Below are 15,224 nucleotides of genomic sequence, written 5' to 3' on the forward strand. Positions count from 1 at the left end.
GCGGATCGAGGGACGTAATTGAGCGGTAGGAGCCGTGGACGAATGGAGACTTAAGACAATGACGACCGAAATCCTCAATTTCACCGGCACGATTGGGCATTGGCTCAATTTGCTGGTGGCGCGCCAGATCGCGGCGCAGGCTGCAAAACTGCCTCATTAGGGCGAGAGCTTTCCGAAACGACCGGTGAGGGGCGCTTCGGAATCAGCGCCGTCGCCGGGTGAACCCAAACGGGAACAAGGTGCTGGCATGAATGAAGCCGTTATCCTGACGCCGGAGCGGATCCTCGAAGTCACCGAGGACGTCTTGCGGCGCTACGGAGTTGCCAAGGCCACCGTGGTTGACGTTGCCCGTGCGCTCGATGTGAGCCACGGCAGCGTCTATCGCCATTTCCCGAGCAAGGCCTCGCTGCGCGAGGCCGTTGCCAAACGCTGGCTGGACCGCATCGATGCGCCGCTCTTGGCGATCACCAAGGAGCAGGGGCCGGCGCCTGACCGGCTCGACCGCTGGCTGCGCACACTTTTCGCAGCCAAGCGTTCGCGCGTGCTCGACGACCCCGAAATGTTCGAGACCTATCTGACCCTGGCACGTGAAGCCTGCGCGGCCGTGAAGTGCCACAAGGACACCATGATCGACCAGATCGCGGCGATCCTGACCGACGGCGTGACACAGGGCGTGTTTGCCGTGAGCGACGTCAAGGCGACTGCGCGCGCGATCTTCGATGCGACCTGCCGCTTCCACCATCCGGCGCATGCCGACGAATGGAAGGACGCGGAGCTGCCGGCGCGTGTCGATGCGACGCTCGCGCTGGTGCTGCGCGGGTTGAAAGCTTAAAGCCACGAGTGACGCTGCACCCTCTCCCCCTGTGGGAGAGGGTGGCTTCGCGTAAGCGAAGCCGGGTGAGGGGTGTCTCTCCTCGTATGGCCCTCTCAATTCGTGTGCGCGGATAGAACCCCTCATCCGGCGCTTCGCGCCACCTTCTCCCACAAGGGGAGAAGGAAGAAGGCCCAAGCGGACTGCAGGCGGCGTAACCCGCGACGCTTGGACTTACCCCCTTGCCTTGTGAAGAAGCGCGCCCTCGCGAACGGAGGGCGTGGCGGTTTCGTGCCTGCGCGGGTGAAACCCGCCGTTGGCCGGTACGACCGGCGGGCTCTCCGGATATGTATTGACCGCGATTTCGACGACATCCTTTGACCGCTTTCGAAGACGGTAGAATGTCAGCTCCTGCTCGAGCATGGGGCAGCGGAAGTGGACGACGGCCGTATCGGGCAGGCGGCAAAGTTCGTCGATGAGTTCGCCTACGGTAATGATCGGGGGATGGTCGATTGCCTTGTGATGAGCCTTACTCATGGCGATGTCTCCTCCACTCTACTCCTAACCGGGGCTGGATGGCCTCCGTTCCATCCCGCCCGGCAGATTCAAGAGCGCCACCTCGCTCGAGGAATCCGGCAGCCCCACTGCTAGATCTTCGTCAGCCCGCACGTCGCGGCGAGCCGCACGAGCTGCGCATCCGTGCGCGCACCGGTCTTGGTCTTGATCAGATAGTGATAGTTCTGCACCGTCTTGACGCTGAGGTTGAGATGCGTCGCGATCTCTTCGGTGGTGGCTCCGCCGGCGAACTGGCGCAGGATCTCGATCTCGCGTTCGCCCAGCTGGTCCAGCACCGAGCCGGTCGGTGACAGGCTGTCCTCGGCGAGGATGTGCGCGATGTCGTCGCTCATGGCGCGCTCGCCGCGGGCGACGCTGCGGATTGCGTTCACGACCGCGGACGGCTCGCTGCTCTTGGTGACGAAGCCGGAGGCGCCGGCGCTGAAGGCCGCTTTCACCAGCACGGCCTCGTTGTGCATGGTGAAGACGAGGATGCGGGCCCGCGGGCTGCGGGCGCGGATGTTGCGGATGGCCTCCAGCCCGCTCGCGCCGGGCATCGATATATCCAGCACGACGACGTCAGGATCGTGCGCCTTGAAGGCGCCGTAGGCATCCGCGGCGTTGTCGGCTTCCGCCACGACATGCAGGTCGCCCTGGCTCTCCAGCACGCGCCGGTAGCCTTGCCGGACGATCGGGTGGTCGTCGACCAGCAGTACGGAGATGCCTGTTGCCGCGACATCGTTCACGTCGGCCTCACGCGGCGAGCGGTATGGTGGCAGCGACGCTGAGGCCGCGGGTCGCAGGCTGGATCGACAGCGATCCGCCGGCCGCCGCGACGCGCTCGCGAATGCCGGTGAGGCCGAAGCCGGCCGACTGCGCGACCCGCTCCGCATCGCCGCCGCCGTCGTCCTCGACACGGATCAACAGCGCATCGTCCTCGCCTGCGCGCCGCTCGACGCGCAACGAGATCTCGCGCGCCGCGCTGTGACGCAGCGCGTTGGTCAGGCATTCCTGCGCAACACGATAGGCGGTGGTGGCGGCCGGGCCGCTGATGTCGGTGAGGTCGCCCCTGAGGTCGAGCTGGATCGTCGGCCGCGCCGTACTGTGCGAGCGCCAGCTGTCGACGAGATTGACGAGGCTGGCCTCGAGTCCGAGTTCCTCCGGCAGCGGATTGCGCAGCCGCTTCAGCGCATCGCGCAGCGAAGCCATCAGATGGTGCGTGGCCTGCGAGATCATGCGCGCGTCCTGCGCGACCGCGCTATTTGGGGTCTCCCTCTTGCTCGCCGTCTCGATGGTGTTGGCGAAGGCGAGGATGGCGGACAGGTTCTGCCCGAACTCGTCGTGCAGCTCGCGGGCGAGCGCGCGGCGTTCGTCGTCGCGGATCTCGATCAGGCGTCGCGTCAGCGCCGCGCGCTGCTCGGTCGCTTCCTCCAGCCGGCCGCCGAGCTCGCCGACGGCGCCGCCGATCATCGCCAGCTCCATGGAGCGGAAGCGCGGCAGTTTGGTGCGATACTGCCCGCGCGCCATGCGCTGCAAGGCGGTAACGATCGCGCGCGCCGGCGCCAGCGCGTGCGCGATGGCGAGCGAGGCGAGCAGGGCGATCGCCGCCGCCATCAGCAGCGCGACGTCGATGACGTTGAGGATGTATTCCCAGGCGAGCGAGATCGCAGCAGTCGCATCCGGTGTCGCAACCACCGTGCCGGCGGCGGCGGCGCGCGGGCTGACCGGCCGCACCACCTCGGCATGGCTGCCGAGGAAGGTCGGCACGATGGCCGCGAACCAGCGCGGCGGGGTCTTGCCCAGCCCCTCGCTCTGGCCGCAGAGCGGCTTCTCGAACGCGGTCGCCGGCTGGAACTCGACGCAGACGCCGGGCGAGATCAGCTTCATCGTCTCCAGCGTGCGCCACTCCGGAACCGGCAGCAGGTGCTCGCGCGCTCTGCTGCTGCGCAACAACAGCTCGTGCCAGTACAGTGCCTGAAGCGCCTGCGCGACCCGCTGCGCCGAGGCCGCGGTCGCCCGGTCAATGCTGCGATAGGCGTCGAATGTGGCCCATACGGCCGCGGCTCCCAGGCACAGCGCCACGATGAGGAGCAGGCGGGCAACAAGCTGAAGCACGAGGCGCATGCGATCACCCCCGACGTTTGATAAGGTCAGCCTAACAACGCCGCCGCGCCTTGCCAATTGCGGGGTGTGGCAGGATTGCAGCTCGGGCAAATTTCCCAAGCCGGATTGGGCATGGGTCTTTGGACCTGAAACGTCGACTTTGATCTAATCGGGCAGGAATCCTTATAGGCCAATCGTTGCGGCGAGGAGCGGTGCAGCATGAGTTCGATGACGATTGGACCGATCATGGGCCGGGCTGCGGATCCATCCGAGCGTAGCGCGCTGCTGTTCTGGATGATCTTCACCGGGCTGTCGATCTTCGCCGTCGTGCTGCTGTGGCGCTTCGGCCTGATCCATCTGATGCTGACCTCGGACCGCACCTACATTTCCAGCATTATCGCGGTGCTCTACATCCTGACCTGCGGCCACTGCTTCCTGCGCACGCGCGCGATCGCGCGTGAGGGGGCGGCGGCGCGGCGTTGCCGGGCGGCGCTCGCCGCGCCCGACGGCGGCAGGGTGCTTGATGCCCGTGCGACGACGCTGCCGCGCGGGTTGGTGCGCGATCACATCGAGAGCCTGGTGACGAAGGCGGCGGCGCAGGATTACCGCCCCGTGGACCAGACGCTGCTGCTGCGGACGCTGGCCGACCGTCTGCGCGGCTCCAACGGGTTCGGCGCGTTCGTTTCGGACACGCTGATGAAGCTCGGCCTGCTCGGCACCATCATCGGCTTCATCATCATGCTGGCGCCGATCGCGGGGCTGGATGCCGCCGACAAGGTCGCGATGCGCTCCTCGATGGGCTTGATGAGCGACGGCATGGCGGTTGCGATGTACACGACGCTGGCCGGCCTCGTCGGCTCGATCCTGGTTCGCATCCAGTACTACATGCTGGATTCCGCGACCCAGCGGGTGTTCTCGGATGCGGTGGTGCTGACCGAGACCTATGTGACGCCGGTTTTGGAACGTAAGGGCGCCGGAACGCCGTCATGATGGATGATTTCGGTCTCTATCCGCGCGAGGAGCCGTTCGATCCCCTGGGCGTGATGCTGTTCAAGGCGCTCCAGGTGATCGCGTTCCTGTTCTTCCTCGCGCTGCTCGCGGTGTCCCCGGACGCCAAGGACGGCAAGATCGACTCCAAGGCGGAGTTCATCATCACGCTGGACTGGCCGGACAACCACCCCGACGACCTCGACCTGTTCGTGCAGGATCCCGCCGGCAACATCGCCTGGTATCGCCACCGCGAGGCCGGCTTCCTCACGCTCGACCGCGACGACCGCGGCGGCGCCAACGATTTCATCGTGGTCAACGGCAAGAAGATTGCCTCGCCCATCCGCGAGGAGATCGTCACGGTGCGCGGCATCGTCGCCGGCGAATACACCGTCAACGTCTCGCATTTCGTCGCGACGACCGGCGAGCCCGTGACGGCCAATGTGAAGGTCCAAAAACTCAATCCGACCGCGCAGGTGGTGTTCGACAACAAGTTCACGCTCGATCACACCGGCGACGAGAAGACCGCAGTGCGATTCCGCATCGATGCGGAAGGCAAGGTCGTCAATGTCGATCAGCGGCCGAAATCGCTGCTGGAGACGTTCCGCAGCAGCTGGCGCAACGGCGCCGATGTCGATCCGAAGACCGGTGTGAGCAGGAACGCTGTGAGGGTGCGTCGTGAGTAACCTGCAGACGGTTATCCTCACACTGTCGGTCGCTTACGCCGTCATCGGTGCGCTGCTGCTGGTCGTGCTGGTCTATGCGCAGCTGCACTGGTCGCTGAAGGCGGTCGCGGTGGTCGTGACCAGCGGCTTCTATGTCGTCAGCTTCACCGAGATGCGCGGCCTGCTCGGCTGGGCCAGCACGGACCGGCTGCCTGTTACCTTCAAGCTGCTGAAGGCCCGCATCGTCGAGCCGCATTCGCTGGAGGGCGATCCCGGCTCGATCTACCTCTGGGTCGAGGCGCTGGACGAGGACAATCGCCCGAGCGGCATCCCGCGCGCCTTTCGTGTGCCCTACAATGACAGGCTGGCCGACAAAACCCATGCCGCCGAGAACGAGATCGCGCTCGGACATCCACAAGGGGGGCGCGCGGCCGATTTCGGCGGCGGCGACGGCAGCCTGATCGACATGGTCCGGGAATATGTGACGCCCAAGACCATTCTGGAGACGAGCGGCGGCGATTCCTCGACCGGCGAATTCAATGCCCCACCCGCTGGTGCCCAGGGCGCGGTGTTCACCCCGATTCCGCCGCCCCGGATGCCGCCGAAGGACGAGCAATAGGCCTTTCACCATTACCGCAGGGCTGCGCTGGTAAACGGTCCGGCGCTGGCGCATCTTGTTGACCTCCCTCAATTTGGCCTTATCGGCCTCCAATAAGAATTTGAGGGTGGAGGGTGTGTGCTTCTCGCTGTCTTCTCGGATATCCACGGTAACCGGCAGGCGTTCGAGGCCTGCCTGAAGGTTGCCCGCGCCAAGGGGGCGGAGCGGTTCATCCTGCTCGGCGACTTCGTCGGCTATGGCGCCGATCCGGAATGGGTCGTGGATACCGCGATGGAGCTGGTTGCGCAGGGGGCCGTCGCCGTGCGCGGCAATCACGACCAGGCGGTCAATACCTCGACGGAGACCATGAACGCCGAGGCGCAGATCGCAATCGAATGGACCCGCGGCCGGCTCGACGCCGCGCAGCGGCGATTCCTGGCCGATCTGCCAATGCTGGTGGAGGACGGCGACCGCCTGTTTGTGCATTCGGAAGCCTCGAGCCCGCAGCGCTGGCACTATGTCCGTTCGACGGCCGATGCCGCCAAGAGCCTGATCTCGACGCCCGCCCATGTCACCTTTTGCGGCCATATCCATCGTCCGGCGCTGTATTCGATGTCGGTGACGGCGAAGATGACGAGCCTCGTGCCCAAGACCGATGTCTCGGTCCCGCTGCTGCGCGGACGGCAATGGCTTGCGGTGCTCGGCTCGGTCGGCCAGCCCCGCGACGGCGATCCGTCCGCGGCCTTCGTGCTGTTCGACACGGTGTCGTGCCAGATTACCTATTGCCGCGCGCCCTATGACATCGAGACGGCCGCGAGCCGGATCCGCGAGAACGGCCTGCCGCACTGGCTCGCCGACCGGCTGTCGCAGGGGCGCTAGAGGCCGATGCCGAAACCCCTGGTCAAGTCAGGCGCGGTGATCGACGGCTACACCATCGGCGAATGCGTCCATGCCGGCGGCATGGCGACGCTGTGGACGGTCACCCATCCCGGTATCGACGTGCCGCTGCTGATGAAGATCCCGCGGGTGTCGGAGGGCGAGGACCCCGCCGCGATCGTTTCCTTCGAGATGGAGATGATGATCCTGCCGCGGCTTGCGGGTCCGCACGTGCCCACCTGTTTCGGCACCGGCGATTTCGCGCATCAGGCCTATGTCGTGATCGAGCGCATCTCCGGCACCACGCTCTACAAGCGGCTGCCCGACCTGCCGGTGTCGTATGACGAGGCGCGGCAGCTCGTCGCCAAGGTCGCGACCGCGCTCGCCGATCTGCACCGGCAGAACGTGATCCATCACGACATCAAGCCGAGCAGCATCATGTTCCGCGAGAGCGGCGAAGCCGTGCTGATCGACTACGGCCTGTCGCATCACGACCATCTGCCTGATCTCCTGCAGGAGGAATTCCGCCTGCCTTACGGCACCGCGCCCTACATGGCGCCGGAACGGCTGTTAGGAGTGCGCGACGATCCGCGCAGCGACCTGTTTTCGCTCGGCGTGCTGCTCTATTTCTTCACCACCGGCGAGCGTCCGTTCGGCGAGGGCGAGACGCTGCGCGCGATGCGGCGGAGGCTCTGGCGCGATCCGCAGCCGCCGCGCAAGCTTCGCGCCGACTATCCGCCCTGGCTGCAGGAGGTGGTGCTGCGGTGTCTGGAGATCGAGCCGGTGTGGCGCTATCCGACCGCATCCCAGCTCGCCTTCGATCTCGCCCATCCGGACAAGGTCAAGCTGACGACGCGCTCGGAGCGGCTGAAGCGCGATCCGCTCAGCGTCGCCTGGCGCCGCCGCTTCAACCAGGGCGTCATGGCGCCGCGCGCGAAATCTGATGTCGCAGCTCAGATCGCATCGAGCCCGATCCTCGCCGTCGCGCTCGACACTGCGGAAGGCGCGCCGGAGCTGAACGAGGCGCTGCGCGTCACCACCGAGCGCATTCTCGCCACGCTGCCCTCGGCGCGGCTTGCCTGCGTCAACGTGCTGAAGCTCAACCGTATCACGATCGACCGGACCCTGGACGAGCAGGGCTCCAACAAGCATGTCGACCGCATGGTTGCGCTCCGGCACTGGGCAACGCCGCTGAAGCTCGACGAAAGCCGGCTGACGGTTCACGTGCTGGAGGCCGTCGATCCCGCGGCGGCGCTCTTGGAATTCGCCGAGGTCAACCAGGTCGACCACGTCATCATCGGCGCGCGGCAGAGCTCGTTTCGCCGCACGCTGCTCGGCAGCGTCTCGGCCAAGGTGGCCTCGGAAGCGGCCTGCACCGTCACCGTGGTGCGGCCGCCGCGAATGGCCGCGGCGAAACCAGACGCCGGCGTGGTGTGGGGCTAGACTAGGAAAGATCACGCCGCGTGAGCGGTGTGGGTGACGCGCTTGCGGCGGATGGGCCAGGAGAATTGCGGCCCCGGCTCGCCGTGGTCCGCGCTGCCGCCAAAGTACTGGATGATCTCGCGGCAGGGCTCGCAATTGAACAGGTTACGCGACGCGGATGCCTTGGTCATTTCCTTCAGGCAGTTCGGGCAATGCGGTTTCATGGCGTCGTTCCGAAAAAGGAGATCTTCAGTGGCGGCGCTGAGACGGATGGTCCAGGTCCGAATTGTCGAACCTGTTATCGTCGACCGGCGCGCCGTCAGGGCGTTCGAACCGACCGAAGAAATAGTCGAGGTTCGGATGCGGGCGCCGCGGAATCCGGCACCTGCGTTTTGGCTGGCGCTTCACGAGGGCGATCTGCATGGGCGTCAGGCCCGATAGCGGTCGCGACGGATGTTGCGGGCCGAACGTGCCGGGGCCTCGACCGGTCCGGCCGATGGGCCGAACACAACGAACGCACAAAAACCAATCCACAACGCCACGCCAGTCCAAACCAGGGTCGTCGTCATGATGTGCTCCCGTCAAAAGCCGGCGGGAATCACTTGCAGTGATTTGCACGAATCAGTGAAGCCCGGATGAGTACGGGTCGAAGTTGCAATTTTAGGCATTGCGCGCCGCAGGGCCCGTAAGAACCGCAGCTTTTTTCGGGGGCGACCGCCTTATCCTGCCTGCGCGCGCAGCTTCGAGGATGTCACGGAGGCGCGGAGCGTCGCGAACACAGCGAAACCCATAGCGGCCGGTGTAGTCGGCATCGGGCGAACGGGGCGATCGCCTTGATGCGAAGTTGAGGTGGCCGGCACCCCCGCCGATGTCGAGGATTTCGAAGACGGCGTCCATGACCTCGAACGGCGTCTGGCTGACCGTCCGTCGGCCCCAGGCCGTTCGCAGGATCAGCGCGCGGCGATCGGTGATCAGATAGAGCGTCTGCAGGTCTTGCAGCAGCATCACCAGCGGGGTAGCAACCATCGCACCCCCGAGCATCAGGAGAGGGCGGGTCGCCTGGTCGATCCAATCCGCTCCGGCGGCGACGACGGTCATTAGCAGCCAGGGACATCCGATCCACCAGAGAAATCGCCACATCATCATGTGGGCGACGCCGTCGGGCTGGCCCTGCCAGATCACCTGCTCGCCGTCTTGCAGGGCCTCGGCGCGCAGGCGCCGCAGGCCTGCGGAAAACGGAGTGGCGCGGATTTCGTCCATTCCTGTTGGTCGCGGCGGCCGCAAGGCGGGTTCGGGCCGCGAATGGCCGTCAGATCGCCTCGCCGCGCGCCCCGAGCGCCGCATTGCGGATCGCGGCAATATTGTTCTTGTAGGCGTCCTGCGTGCCGCCCCTGAACACGGAGGTGCCGGCGACGAAGGCGTTGGCGCCGGCCGCGGCCAGCGGGCCAGCGACGTCGGGGCCGACGCCGCCGTCGACCTCGATGTCGATCGGACGGCCCGCCGTCATCGCGCGGATGTCGCGGATCTTGTTGATCGCGGAGGGGATGAAGGCCTGGCCGCCGAAGCCGGGATTGACCGACATCACCAGCACGAGGTCGACGAGGTCGAGGACGTATTCGAGCGCGCTGATGGGCGTGCCCGGGTTGAGCGAGACGCCGGCCTTCTTGCCGAGCGCGCGGATGGCCTGGAGCGAGCGGTGCAGATGGGGACCGGCCTCCGCATGCACCGTGATGTGATCGCAGCCGGCCTTCGCGAAGGCCTCGAGATAGGGATCGCAGGGCGAGATCATCAGATGCGCGTCGAAGATCTTCTTCGAGTGCGGGCGCATCGCCTTGATGACGTCGGGGCCGTACGAGATGTTGGGAACGAAATGCCCGTCCATCACGTCGAGATGGATCCAGTCGGCGCCGGCGGCGTCCACCGCGCGCACCTCCTCGCCGAGCCTGGAGAAATCCGAGGCCAGGATCGAGGGCGCGATGGCCAGAGGGCGGGGGGCGAAGGCTTGGGTCATGGCGCTGTTTCCCGTGGCGGCCGGACGACGAATGGGCCTCGCCTAACATGGGCCTCGGTGGCGGGCAATGCAGCAGGGGCGCGCTTCCTGTGGGCGGAAATTTCTGCCGTCTGCGGCATGAATTGCCGGTGTTCCCGCGACCTGCACAGCGCGGCGGATGCGGATTTCATTGAGCTTTTCGCGCTGGCACGACGCTTGCTGACTTCTCCCCCCAGAACATTGGCTGCGGCATGCCGCATCGGTTGGAGTTGTGCAATGTTGTTCGCCCTTGGCGCCGTCTCGACTGCGCTCGACGCGATCCAGTCGCTCACGAACTCGAAATCGTCGTCATCGACGCAGAAGACGGGATCCTCGCAGAGCGCGCCGACCAATCCGTTCGCGATCGACAGCGGCAGCAACGGCACGAGCAGCAGCGCGACCTCGTCGGTCAATGCCGGCAAATATCCGCAGATCTCGCCGGAGACGATGAACGCGTTGTTCGCCGCGCAAAGCCAGTCCTCGGACGGCGCCGGCAGCGCGACCACCTCGACCTCGTCCAGCTCTACGTCCTCGACCTCGTCGGGCCGCGATGCCGCGCTCAAGCACCTGTTCTCGCAGATCGATGCCGACGGCGACGGCAGCATCACCCAGTCGGAATTCGAGGACGCGCTCGGGGCCGGCGGCACCAACCTGGCGCAGGCCGACGACGTGTTCTCCAAGACGGATTCGAATTCGGACGGCAGCGTCAGCCTGGACGAGATGTCGAAAGCGCTGAAGAGCGGTCACCGCGGCCACCACGCCGATGGCGCGAGCGGCGCGGGCGATGCCTCCGGCAGCGGCTCGGATTCCTCGTCGTCATCAAGCGGCGGATCGACCTCAACCACGACGACCAATGGCGACGGCTCGACCACCACCACCGTCACCTATGCCGACGGCTTCAAGATGTCGACAACGGTGCCGGGCGCTTCCAGGTCCTCCGCCAATTCGGCTTACGATCTGTTCGCGCAGTTGATGCAGCGGCAAGGCGGACAGGGCCAAGGCGCCTCAGCGACTGCCGGCTCGTCCATGTCGATGAGCGTGTGAGCTAAGAGCGATCTCTCGGCAAATTACGCTGTCATGCCCCGCGACCCGGCTACGCCAAGGCTTCGCCGAGGCTGAGGTCCAGGGTCGCCGAAGCTTTAGCGTAGGCGGCAAGCGGGGTATCCAGTACGCCGCGGCCTTCCGGTTCAATCACAACCGTCTCTGGAATACTGGATCGCCCGGTCTTCGCCGGGCGATGACACCTGATGTGAGGCGCTAGCCGAACCGATCCCTCCACGCCGGCTGCGCGCCGGGGAACGGCAATGCCGTCGCGCTGTAGACGCCGCGGGCGATCGCGCGCGCGACCACATTGGCTGCGACCGTGCCGAGCTCGGTGAGGCCGGCCAGCGGCTCGATCGGCTTCTCGCCGGTCGCAGCCGCAAACAGCACGTCGCCGTCGGTCGGTGCATGCACCGGATAGATCGCGCGGGCAAAGCCGGTGTGTGCGATCATCGCCAGCCGCTTGGCCTGGGGTTTGGTCAGCGCTGCGTCGGTGACGACGGCGCCGATGGTGGTGTTTTCGCGCGCGGTCGCCGCGGGACCGCCCTTGATGCGCATGCGCAGCATGTCTTCGGTGAACCTGTCGGGCAGGCCGCGTCCGCCGAATTCGCCGCCCACCTCGAACGGCGCCGCCCAGAACCACGGCCCGTCGCCGACGGTGACGGTGCCGACTGCGTTGACGGCGACGATCGCTGCGACCTTCACGCCGTCAGGCGTCACCGCCGAGGCCGAGCCGAGCCCGCCCTTGAACGTCGCCGTGGTGGCACCGAAGCCCGCGCCGACGCTGCCGAACGTGAAGTCCGTGCCGGCCGCGGCAGCCGCGGCGTAGCCGAGGTCGCGATAGGGCGAGAAGCGTCCCCAGGCCTTGTCGCCGCCATTGAGGAGGTCGAACAGGATCGCGCCCGGCACGATCGGGATCAGCGCTTCGCGAACCCGGTGCCCGCGGCCCTGCTCGGCGAGCCAGGCCTGCACGCCGCCGCCGGTATCGAGGCCGAAGGCGGAGCCGCCCGACAGCGCGATCGCGTCGACGCGCTCGACGGTGTTGGCGAGATCGAGCAGTGCGTCCTCGCGCGTGCCGGGGCCGCCGCCGCGGACGTCGATCGCCGCGACCGCGGGCTGGTCGAAAATGATCGCGGTCGTGCCGGAGGCGACTTTGGCGTCTTCGGCATGGCCGACGCGGACGCCGGCGATGTCGGTGAGAAGGTTTTTCAAAGGCGGCACTCCATGCGCTGCTGGTGCAGCGATAGCGCAGGGATGCCGCCGGCTCAACTGGCGAGCGCGGTCCTGAGCATCTTGGCAAGCTCGGACTTGCGGTAGGGCTTGGCCAGCAGCAGCACGCCGGAATCGAGCCTGCCGTGATGGACGATGGCATTCTCGGTGTAGCCCGAGGTGAACAGCGTCTTCAGGTCGGGGCGGCGGCGGGCTGCTTCGTCGGCGAGCTGGCGGCCGTTCATGGAGCCCGGCATGATGATGTCGGTGAAGAGCAGGTCGATGTTCTTGTCGGCGTCGATGATGGTGAGGGCTTCGGCCGCGTTGGCGGCCTCGAGCGCGGCATAGCCGAGGCTCTTGACCTGAGTCACCACATATTGCCGCACCAGGGCATCGTCCTCGACGATCAGGATCTTCTCGTCGCCGCCGGTGATGGGGACATTCTGGAGCGCCTCAAACTCGGTCTCCTGCACGCCGGTCGAGCGCGGCAGGTAGATCTTCACGCTCGTGCCGTGGCCTTCCTCGCTGTAGATCTTGATGTGTCCGCCGGACTGCTTGACGAAGCCGAACACCATGCTGAGCCCGAGGCCGGTGCCCTTGCCGACCTCCTTGGTCGTGAAGAACGGGTCGAACACCCGATCGATCAGATCGGCCGGGATGCCGCTGCCGGTGTCGCTGACTGCGATCATCACGTAATTGCCGGCGGTGACGTCGGGATTCATGCTGGCATAGCCGTCGTCGAGGAAGACGTTGCGGGTCTCCAGCACCAGGGTGCCGCCATCGGGCATGGCATCGCGCGCGTTCAGCGCCAGATTGAGGATCGCGGTGGAGAGCTGGCCCGGGTCGACCAGCGTCGGCCAGGCGTCCTCGGTGAGCTGCGGCATGATGGTGATCTGCTCGCCCAGCGTCGGATGCAAGAGCTTGGCGGCCTCGAGCGCCAGCGCATTGACGTCGATCTCGCGCGGCTGGAGCGGCTGCTTGCGGGCGAAGGCAAGCAGATGCTTGGTCAGTTGCGCGCCGCGCTCGGCGGCATCGTCGATCAGCTTGGTGATGGCGGCAAGCTCGGGGCGGTCGGCGACGGCATCCGCCAGGATGCCGATCGTGCCGGTGATGACGGTCAGCACGTTGTTGAAATCGTGGGCGACGCCGCCGGTGAGCTGGCCGATGGAGTCCATCTTCTGGACCTGCCTGAGCTGGGCCTCGGCAGCCTGCTTCTCGGTGAGGTCGCGGCCGATGAAGAAATGGCGTTTCACGGGGGCGGACCAGGTGCCCATCCAGTTCAGCGTGACCTCGTGACCGTCGTGATGGTAGTAGCGCGCCTCGAAGCTGCGCTTGACCGCGCCACGCCGCGCCGCGCGCATCTCGCCGCGCGTCTTCTCGAGGTCGTCGGGGTGGATGAACTCGATCGCGCTGTGCCCGACCATGTCCTCCGGGCTGAAGCCCAGGATGTCCTTCACGCTGGGACTGACCTGGATGAAATTGCCAAAACCGTCGGTGACCAGGATCAGGTCCTGCGAGGTCTCGAAGATGCGCTGGCGCTCCTCGATCTCCCGATTGAGAGCCATCTCGGCCCGCTTCCGCTCCGTCACGTCGCGGGCCACCTTGGAGGCGCCGATGATCTTGCCGTCGGTCGAGCGCAGCGGGACCTGGCTCAGCACCACGTCGATCGGTTGACCGTTCTTGTGCAGCCGCACCGCCTCCTGCTGGTCGATGACCTCGCCATTGCGGGTGCGCGCCAGGTTCTCGGCGACGTCCTCGCGCTGGTCGTCCGGCATGATGATGTCGATGGAACGGCCGACCGCCTCGTTGGCGGAGTAGCCGAAGACGCGCTCGGCCGCGTTGTTCCAGGTCGTGATCGTGCCGTCGAGCGACTTGGTGATGATGGCGTCGTTGGAGGATTCGACGACGGCGGTGAACAGCCGCTCGCGCTCGGCGTGATAGTCGCGCTCGGCGTCCGAGCGGCGTTTCAATACGCCGACCATGCCCGCGGTCTGGGCCTGAAGGCGGACGTTCTCGACCAGGAGCACCGCGAGCACGAAGGTCGCCGAGCAGAGGCCGTAGAGGCGGCCGGCGTAGAAGCCGAGATCGAAGCGCGCGACGTTTACGATCGCCGAGAGCGCGATGTCGAACAGCCAGGCGCACATCACGACCATGAGCCAGATGTCGATCACGGAATGTGGCTTGCGAAACCACAGCGAGACGAGTGCGGCAAAGCTCAGCGACCACACGAAGGACACGACGCCGATCATGGTCGGCGTGTAGCGGCCGTCGCGCAGCAGGACCGGGAGCAGGTCGTGCTGGGCGGTGACGATCCAGGTGAAGGCGGCGATGGCGGCGATGACGCCGAACACGATGGCGCAGATCGCCCCGGTCGTCGTGCCGCGAATCCTGGCGCCGCCGTCGGCCTCCTTCAACCAGGCATAGCCCAGCACGCAGAGCGGGAAGCCGCCGTGCCAGATCATGTAGAGCCAGACCGTGGTCTGCCGGCCCGCTCCGAAAAGCCCGGTCGCCGCGAACAGGCCGGGGAAGGTGAGGGCATGGACCAGCGCGGCGGCGGCGGTGAACAGATAGCCGGTGGCGAGCCACAGCAGCGCGCGGGTCCGCAAGACCGAAAACTGCGACAGCAGCAGCACCGCGGTGATGATGTCGCTGACGGCGAGGGCGGACTGATAGCTCGCAACAAAGGCGGGGACGGGCAGGAGCGGGATACCTGCGAAGGGGACGGCCAGCGCGAACAGGATCGCGGACACGCCGACGATCACCAATGCGGCGGTGCGGTCGGTCGAGGTGGCCGGGAGGGTCGAAAGGAATGTGCTTCGGTCGATCGTTGCGGGCACGTCCACCTCTCGCAGACCGGTCTTGGCGATCGTCATCGACGTCATTCGGATTGCCGTGGGCCAGCTCTATGGTAGCGGGTTATAGGCTTGT

The 15,224-nt window shown here is 66.4% G+C and carries 17 protein-coding genes; 7 read left to right on the forward strand and 10 right to left on the reverse strand.

Annotated features, from left to right (window positions below; all coding sequences use genetic code 11):
- Window positions 1-247 precede the first annotated feature (247 nt).
- Entirely contained in the window at window positions 248-832 is a 585-nt protein-coding gene (locus JQ635_RS05715; protein WP_211408890.1) for a TetR family transcriptional regulator, read from the forward strand.
- A 213-nt stretch (window positions 833-1,045) separates the two neighbouring features.
- Here the strand turns inward: JQ635_RS05715 and JQ635_RS05720 are convergent, their stop codons facing one another.
- The 3 genes from JQ635_RS05720 to JQ635_RS05730 all read right to left on the reverse strand — a co-directional run bounded on the left by JQ635_RS05720 (window position 1,046) and on the right by JQ635_RS05730 (window position 3,490).
- Complete coding sequence (locus JQ635_RS05720) at window positions 1,046-1,348, reverse strand: hypothetical protein (protein ID WP_211408891.1); 303 nt, start codon at window positions 1,346-1,348, stop codon at window positions 1,046-1,048.
- 110 nt (window positions 1,349-1,458) lie between these two features.
- Window positions 1,459-2,112, reverse strand: coding sequence for a response regulator (locus JQ635_RS05725; protein WP_211408892.1), 654 nt, complete (start codon window positions 2,110-2,112; stop codon window positions 1,459-1,461).
- A 7-nt stretch (window positions 2,113-2,119) separates the two neighbouring features.
- On the reverse strand, window positions 2,120-3,490 hold the full coding sequence (locus JQ635_RS05730; RefSeq protein WP_211408893.1) for a sensor histidine kinase: 1,371 nt from the start codon (window positions 3,488-3,490) through the stop codon (window positions 2,120-2,122).
- A gap of 198 nt (window positions 3,491-3,688) precedes the next feature.
- Here JQ635_RS05730 and JQ635_RS05735 point away from each other — a divergent pair, with 198 nt between their 5' ends.
- The 5 genes from JQ635_RS05735 to JQ635_RS05755 all read left to right on the forward strand — a co-directional run bounded on the left by JQ635_RS05735 (window position 3,689) and on the right by JQ635_RS05755 (window position 8,038).
- A complete protein-coding gene (locus JQ635_RS05735) occupies window positions 3,689-4,459 on the forward strand; it encodes a MotA/TolQ/ExbB proton channel family protein (RefSeq protein ID WP_211408894.1) in 771 nt (256 codons plus the stop codon).
- Window positions 4,456-5,142, forward strand: coding sequence for a hypothetical protein (locus JQ635_RS05740; protein WP_211408895.1), 687 nt, complete (start codon window positions 4,456-4,458; stop codon window positions 5,140-5,142). Before JQ635_RS05735 ends, JQ635_RS05740 begins: the two co-directional genes overlap by 4 nt.
- Complete coding sequence (locus JQ635_RS05745; RefSeq protein WP_211408896.1) at window positions 5,135-5,740, forward strand: hypothetical protein; 606 nt, start codon at window positions 5,135-5,137, stop codon at window positions 5,738-5,740. The genes JQ635_RS05740 and JQ635_RS05745 overlap by 8 nt, the downstream gene beginning before the upstream one ends.
- Window positions 5,741-5,857: 117 nt before the next feature.
- Window positions 5,858-6,598, forward strand: a complete 741-nt coding sequence (locus tag JQ635_RS05750; RefSeq protein WP_211408897.1) for a metallophosphoesterase family protein — start codon at window positions 5,858-5,860, stop codon at window positions 6,596-6,598.
- A gap of 6 nt (window positions 6,599-6,604) precedes the next feature.
- Entirely contained in the window at window positions 6,605-8,038 is a 1,434-nt protein-coding gene (locus JQ635_RS05755) for a serine/threonine protein kinase (RefSeq protein ID WP_211408898.1), read from the forward strand.
- An 11-nt stretch (window positions 8,039-8,049) separates the two neighbouring features.
- Here the strand turns inward: JQ635_RS05755 and JQ635_RS05760 are convergent, their stop codons facing one another.
- The 5 genes from JQ635_RS05760 to rpe all read right to left on the reverse strand — a co-directional run bounded on the left by JQ635_RS05760 (window position 8,050) and on the right by rpe (window position 10,028).
- The gene (locus tag JQ635_RS05760) at window positions 8,050-8,241 is read right to left on the reverse strand and encodes a hypothetical protein (protein ID WP_211408899.1); all 192 of its coding nucleotides are present in this window, start codon (window positions 8,239-8,241) and stop codon (window positions 8,050-8,052) included.
- A gap of 25 nt (window positions 8,242-8,266) precedes the next feature.
- The gene (locus tag JQ635_RS05765; RefSeq protein ID WP_211408900.1) at window positions 8,267-8,440 is read right to left on the reverse strand and encodes a hypothetical protein; all 174 of its coding nucleotides are present in this window, start codon (window positions 8,438-8,440) and stop codon (window positions 8,267-8,269) included.
- A 5-nt stretch (window positions 8,441-8,445) separates the two neighbouring features.
- The gene (locus JQ635_RS05770) at window positions 8,446-8,586 is read right to left on the reverse strand and encodes a hypothetical protein (protein WP_211408901.1); all 141 of its coding nucleotides are present in this window, start codon (window positions 8,584-8,586) and stop codon (window positions 8,446-8,448) included.
- Window positions 8,587-8,677: 91 nt separating this feature from the next.
- On the reverse strand, window positions 8,678-9,277 hold the full coding sequence (locus JQ635_RS05775; protein WP_211408902.1) for a hypothetical protein: 600 nt from the start codon (window positions 9,275-9,277) through the stop codon (window positions 8,678-8,680).
- 49 nt (window positions 9,278-9,326) lie between these two features.
- Window positions 9,327-10,028, reverse strand: coding sequence for a ribulose-phosphate 3-epimerase (gene rpe / locus JQ635_RS05780; protein ID WP_211408903.1), 702 nt, complete (start codon window positions 10,026-10,028; stop codon window positions 9,327-9,329).
- Between the two features lie 255 nt (window positions 10,029-10,283).
- Here rpe and JQ635_RS05785 point away from each other — a divergent pair, with 255 nt between their 5' ends.
- The gene (locus JQ635_RS05785) at window positions 10,284-11,090 is read left to right on the forward strand and encodes an EF-hand domain-containing protein (protein ID WP_211408904.1); all 807 of its coding nucleotides are present in this window, start codon (window positions 10,284-10,286) and stop codon (window positions 11,088-11,090) included.
- Window positions 11,091-11,303: 213 nt separating this feature from the next.
- Here JQ635_RS05785 and JQ635_RS05790 read toward each other — a convergent pair whose 3' ends face one another.
- Window positions 11,304-12,299, reverse strand: a complete 996-nt coding sequence (locus JQ635_RS05790; protein WP_211408905.1) for a P1 family peptidase — start codon at window positions 12,297-12,299, stop codon at window positions 11,304-11,306.
- Window positions 12,300-12,352: 53 nt separating this feature from the next.
- A complete protein-coding gene (locus JQ635_RS05795) occupies window positions 12,353-15,178 on the reverse strand; it encodes a PAS domain S-box protein (protein WP_211408906.1) in 2,826 nt (941 codons plus the stop codon).
- Window positions 15,179-15,224: the final 46 nt, after the last annotated feature.

It is taken from the genome of Bradyrhizobium iriomotense (assembly GCF_018130765.1).
In the GTDB taxonomy this organism is placed as follows: domain Bacteria; phylum Pseudomonadota; class Alphaproteobacteria; order Rhizobiales; family Xanthobacteraceae; genus Bradyrhizobium; species Bradyrhizobium iriomotense_A.

Coding starts and splice junctions, on each gene's coding strand:
- JQ635_RS05755 (WP_211408898.1), top strand. CDS start 6,605: ATGCCGAAACCCCTGGTCAAGTCAGGCGCGGTGATCGACGGCTACACC.
- rpe (WP_211408903.1), bottom strand. CDS start 10,028: ATGACCCAAGCCTTCGCCCCCCGCCCTCTGGCCATCGCGCCCTCGATC.
- JQ635_RS05730 (WP_211408893.1), bottom strand. CDS start 3,490: ATGCGCCTCGTGCTTCAGCTTGTTGCCCGCCTGCTCCTCATCGTGGCG.
- JQ635_RS05795 (WP_211408906.1), bottom strand. CDS start 15,178: ATGACGTCGATGACGATCGCCAAGACCGGTCTGCGAGAGGTGGACGTG.
- JQ635_RS05740 (WP_211408895.1), top strand. CDS start 4,456: ATGATGGATGATTTCGGTCTCTATCCGCGCGAGGAGCCGTTCGATCCC.
- JQ635_RS05765 (WP_211408900.1), bottom strand. CDS start 8,440: ATGCAGATCGCCCTCGTGAAGCGCCAGCCAAAACGCAGGTGCCGGATT.
- JQ635_RS05715 (WP_211408890.1), top strand. CDS start 248: ATGAATGAAGCCGTTATCCTGACGCCGGAGCGGATCCTCGAAGTCACC.
- JQ635_RS05775 (WP_211408902.1), bottom strand. CDS start 9,277: ATGGACGAAATCCGCGCCACTCCGTTTTCCGCAGGCCTGCGGCGCCTG.
- JQ635_RS05735 (WP_211408894.1), top strand. CDS start 3,689: ATGAGTTCGATGACGATTGGACCGATCATGGGCCGGGCTGCGGATCCA.
- JQ635_RS05785 (WP_211408904.1), top strand. CDS start 10,284: ATGTTGTTCGCCCTTGGCGCCGTCTCGACTGCGCTCGACGCGATCCAG.
- JQ635_RS05760 (WP_211408899.1), bottom strand. CDS start 8,241: ATGAAACCGCATTGCCCGAACTGCCTGAAGGAAATGACCAAGGCATCC.
- JQ635_RS05720 (WP_211408891.1), bottom strand. CDS start 1,348: ATGAGTAAGGCTCATCACAAGGCAATCGACCATCCCCCGATCATTACC.
- JQ635_RS05770 (WP_211408901.1), bottom strand. CDS start 8,586: ATGACGACGACCCTGGTTTGGACTGGCGTGGCGTTGTGGATTGGTTTT.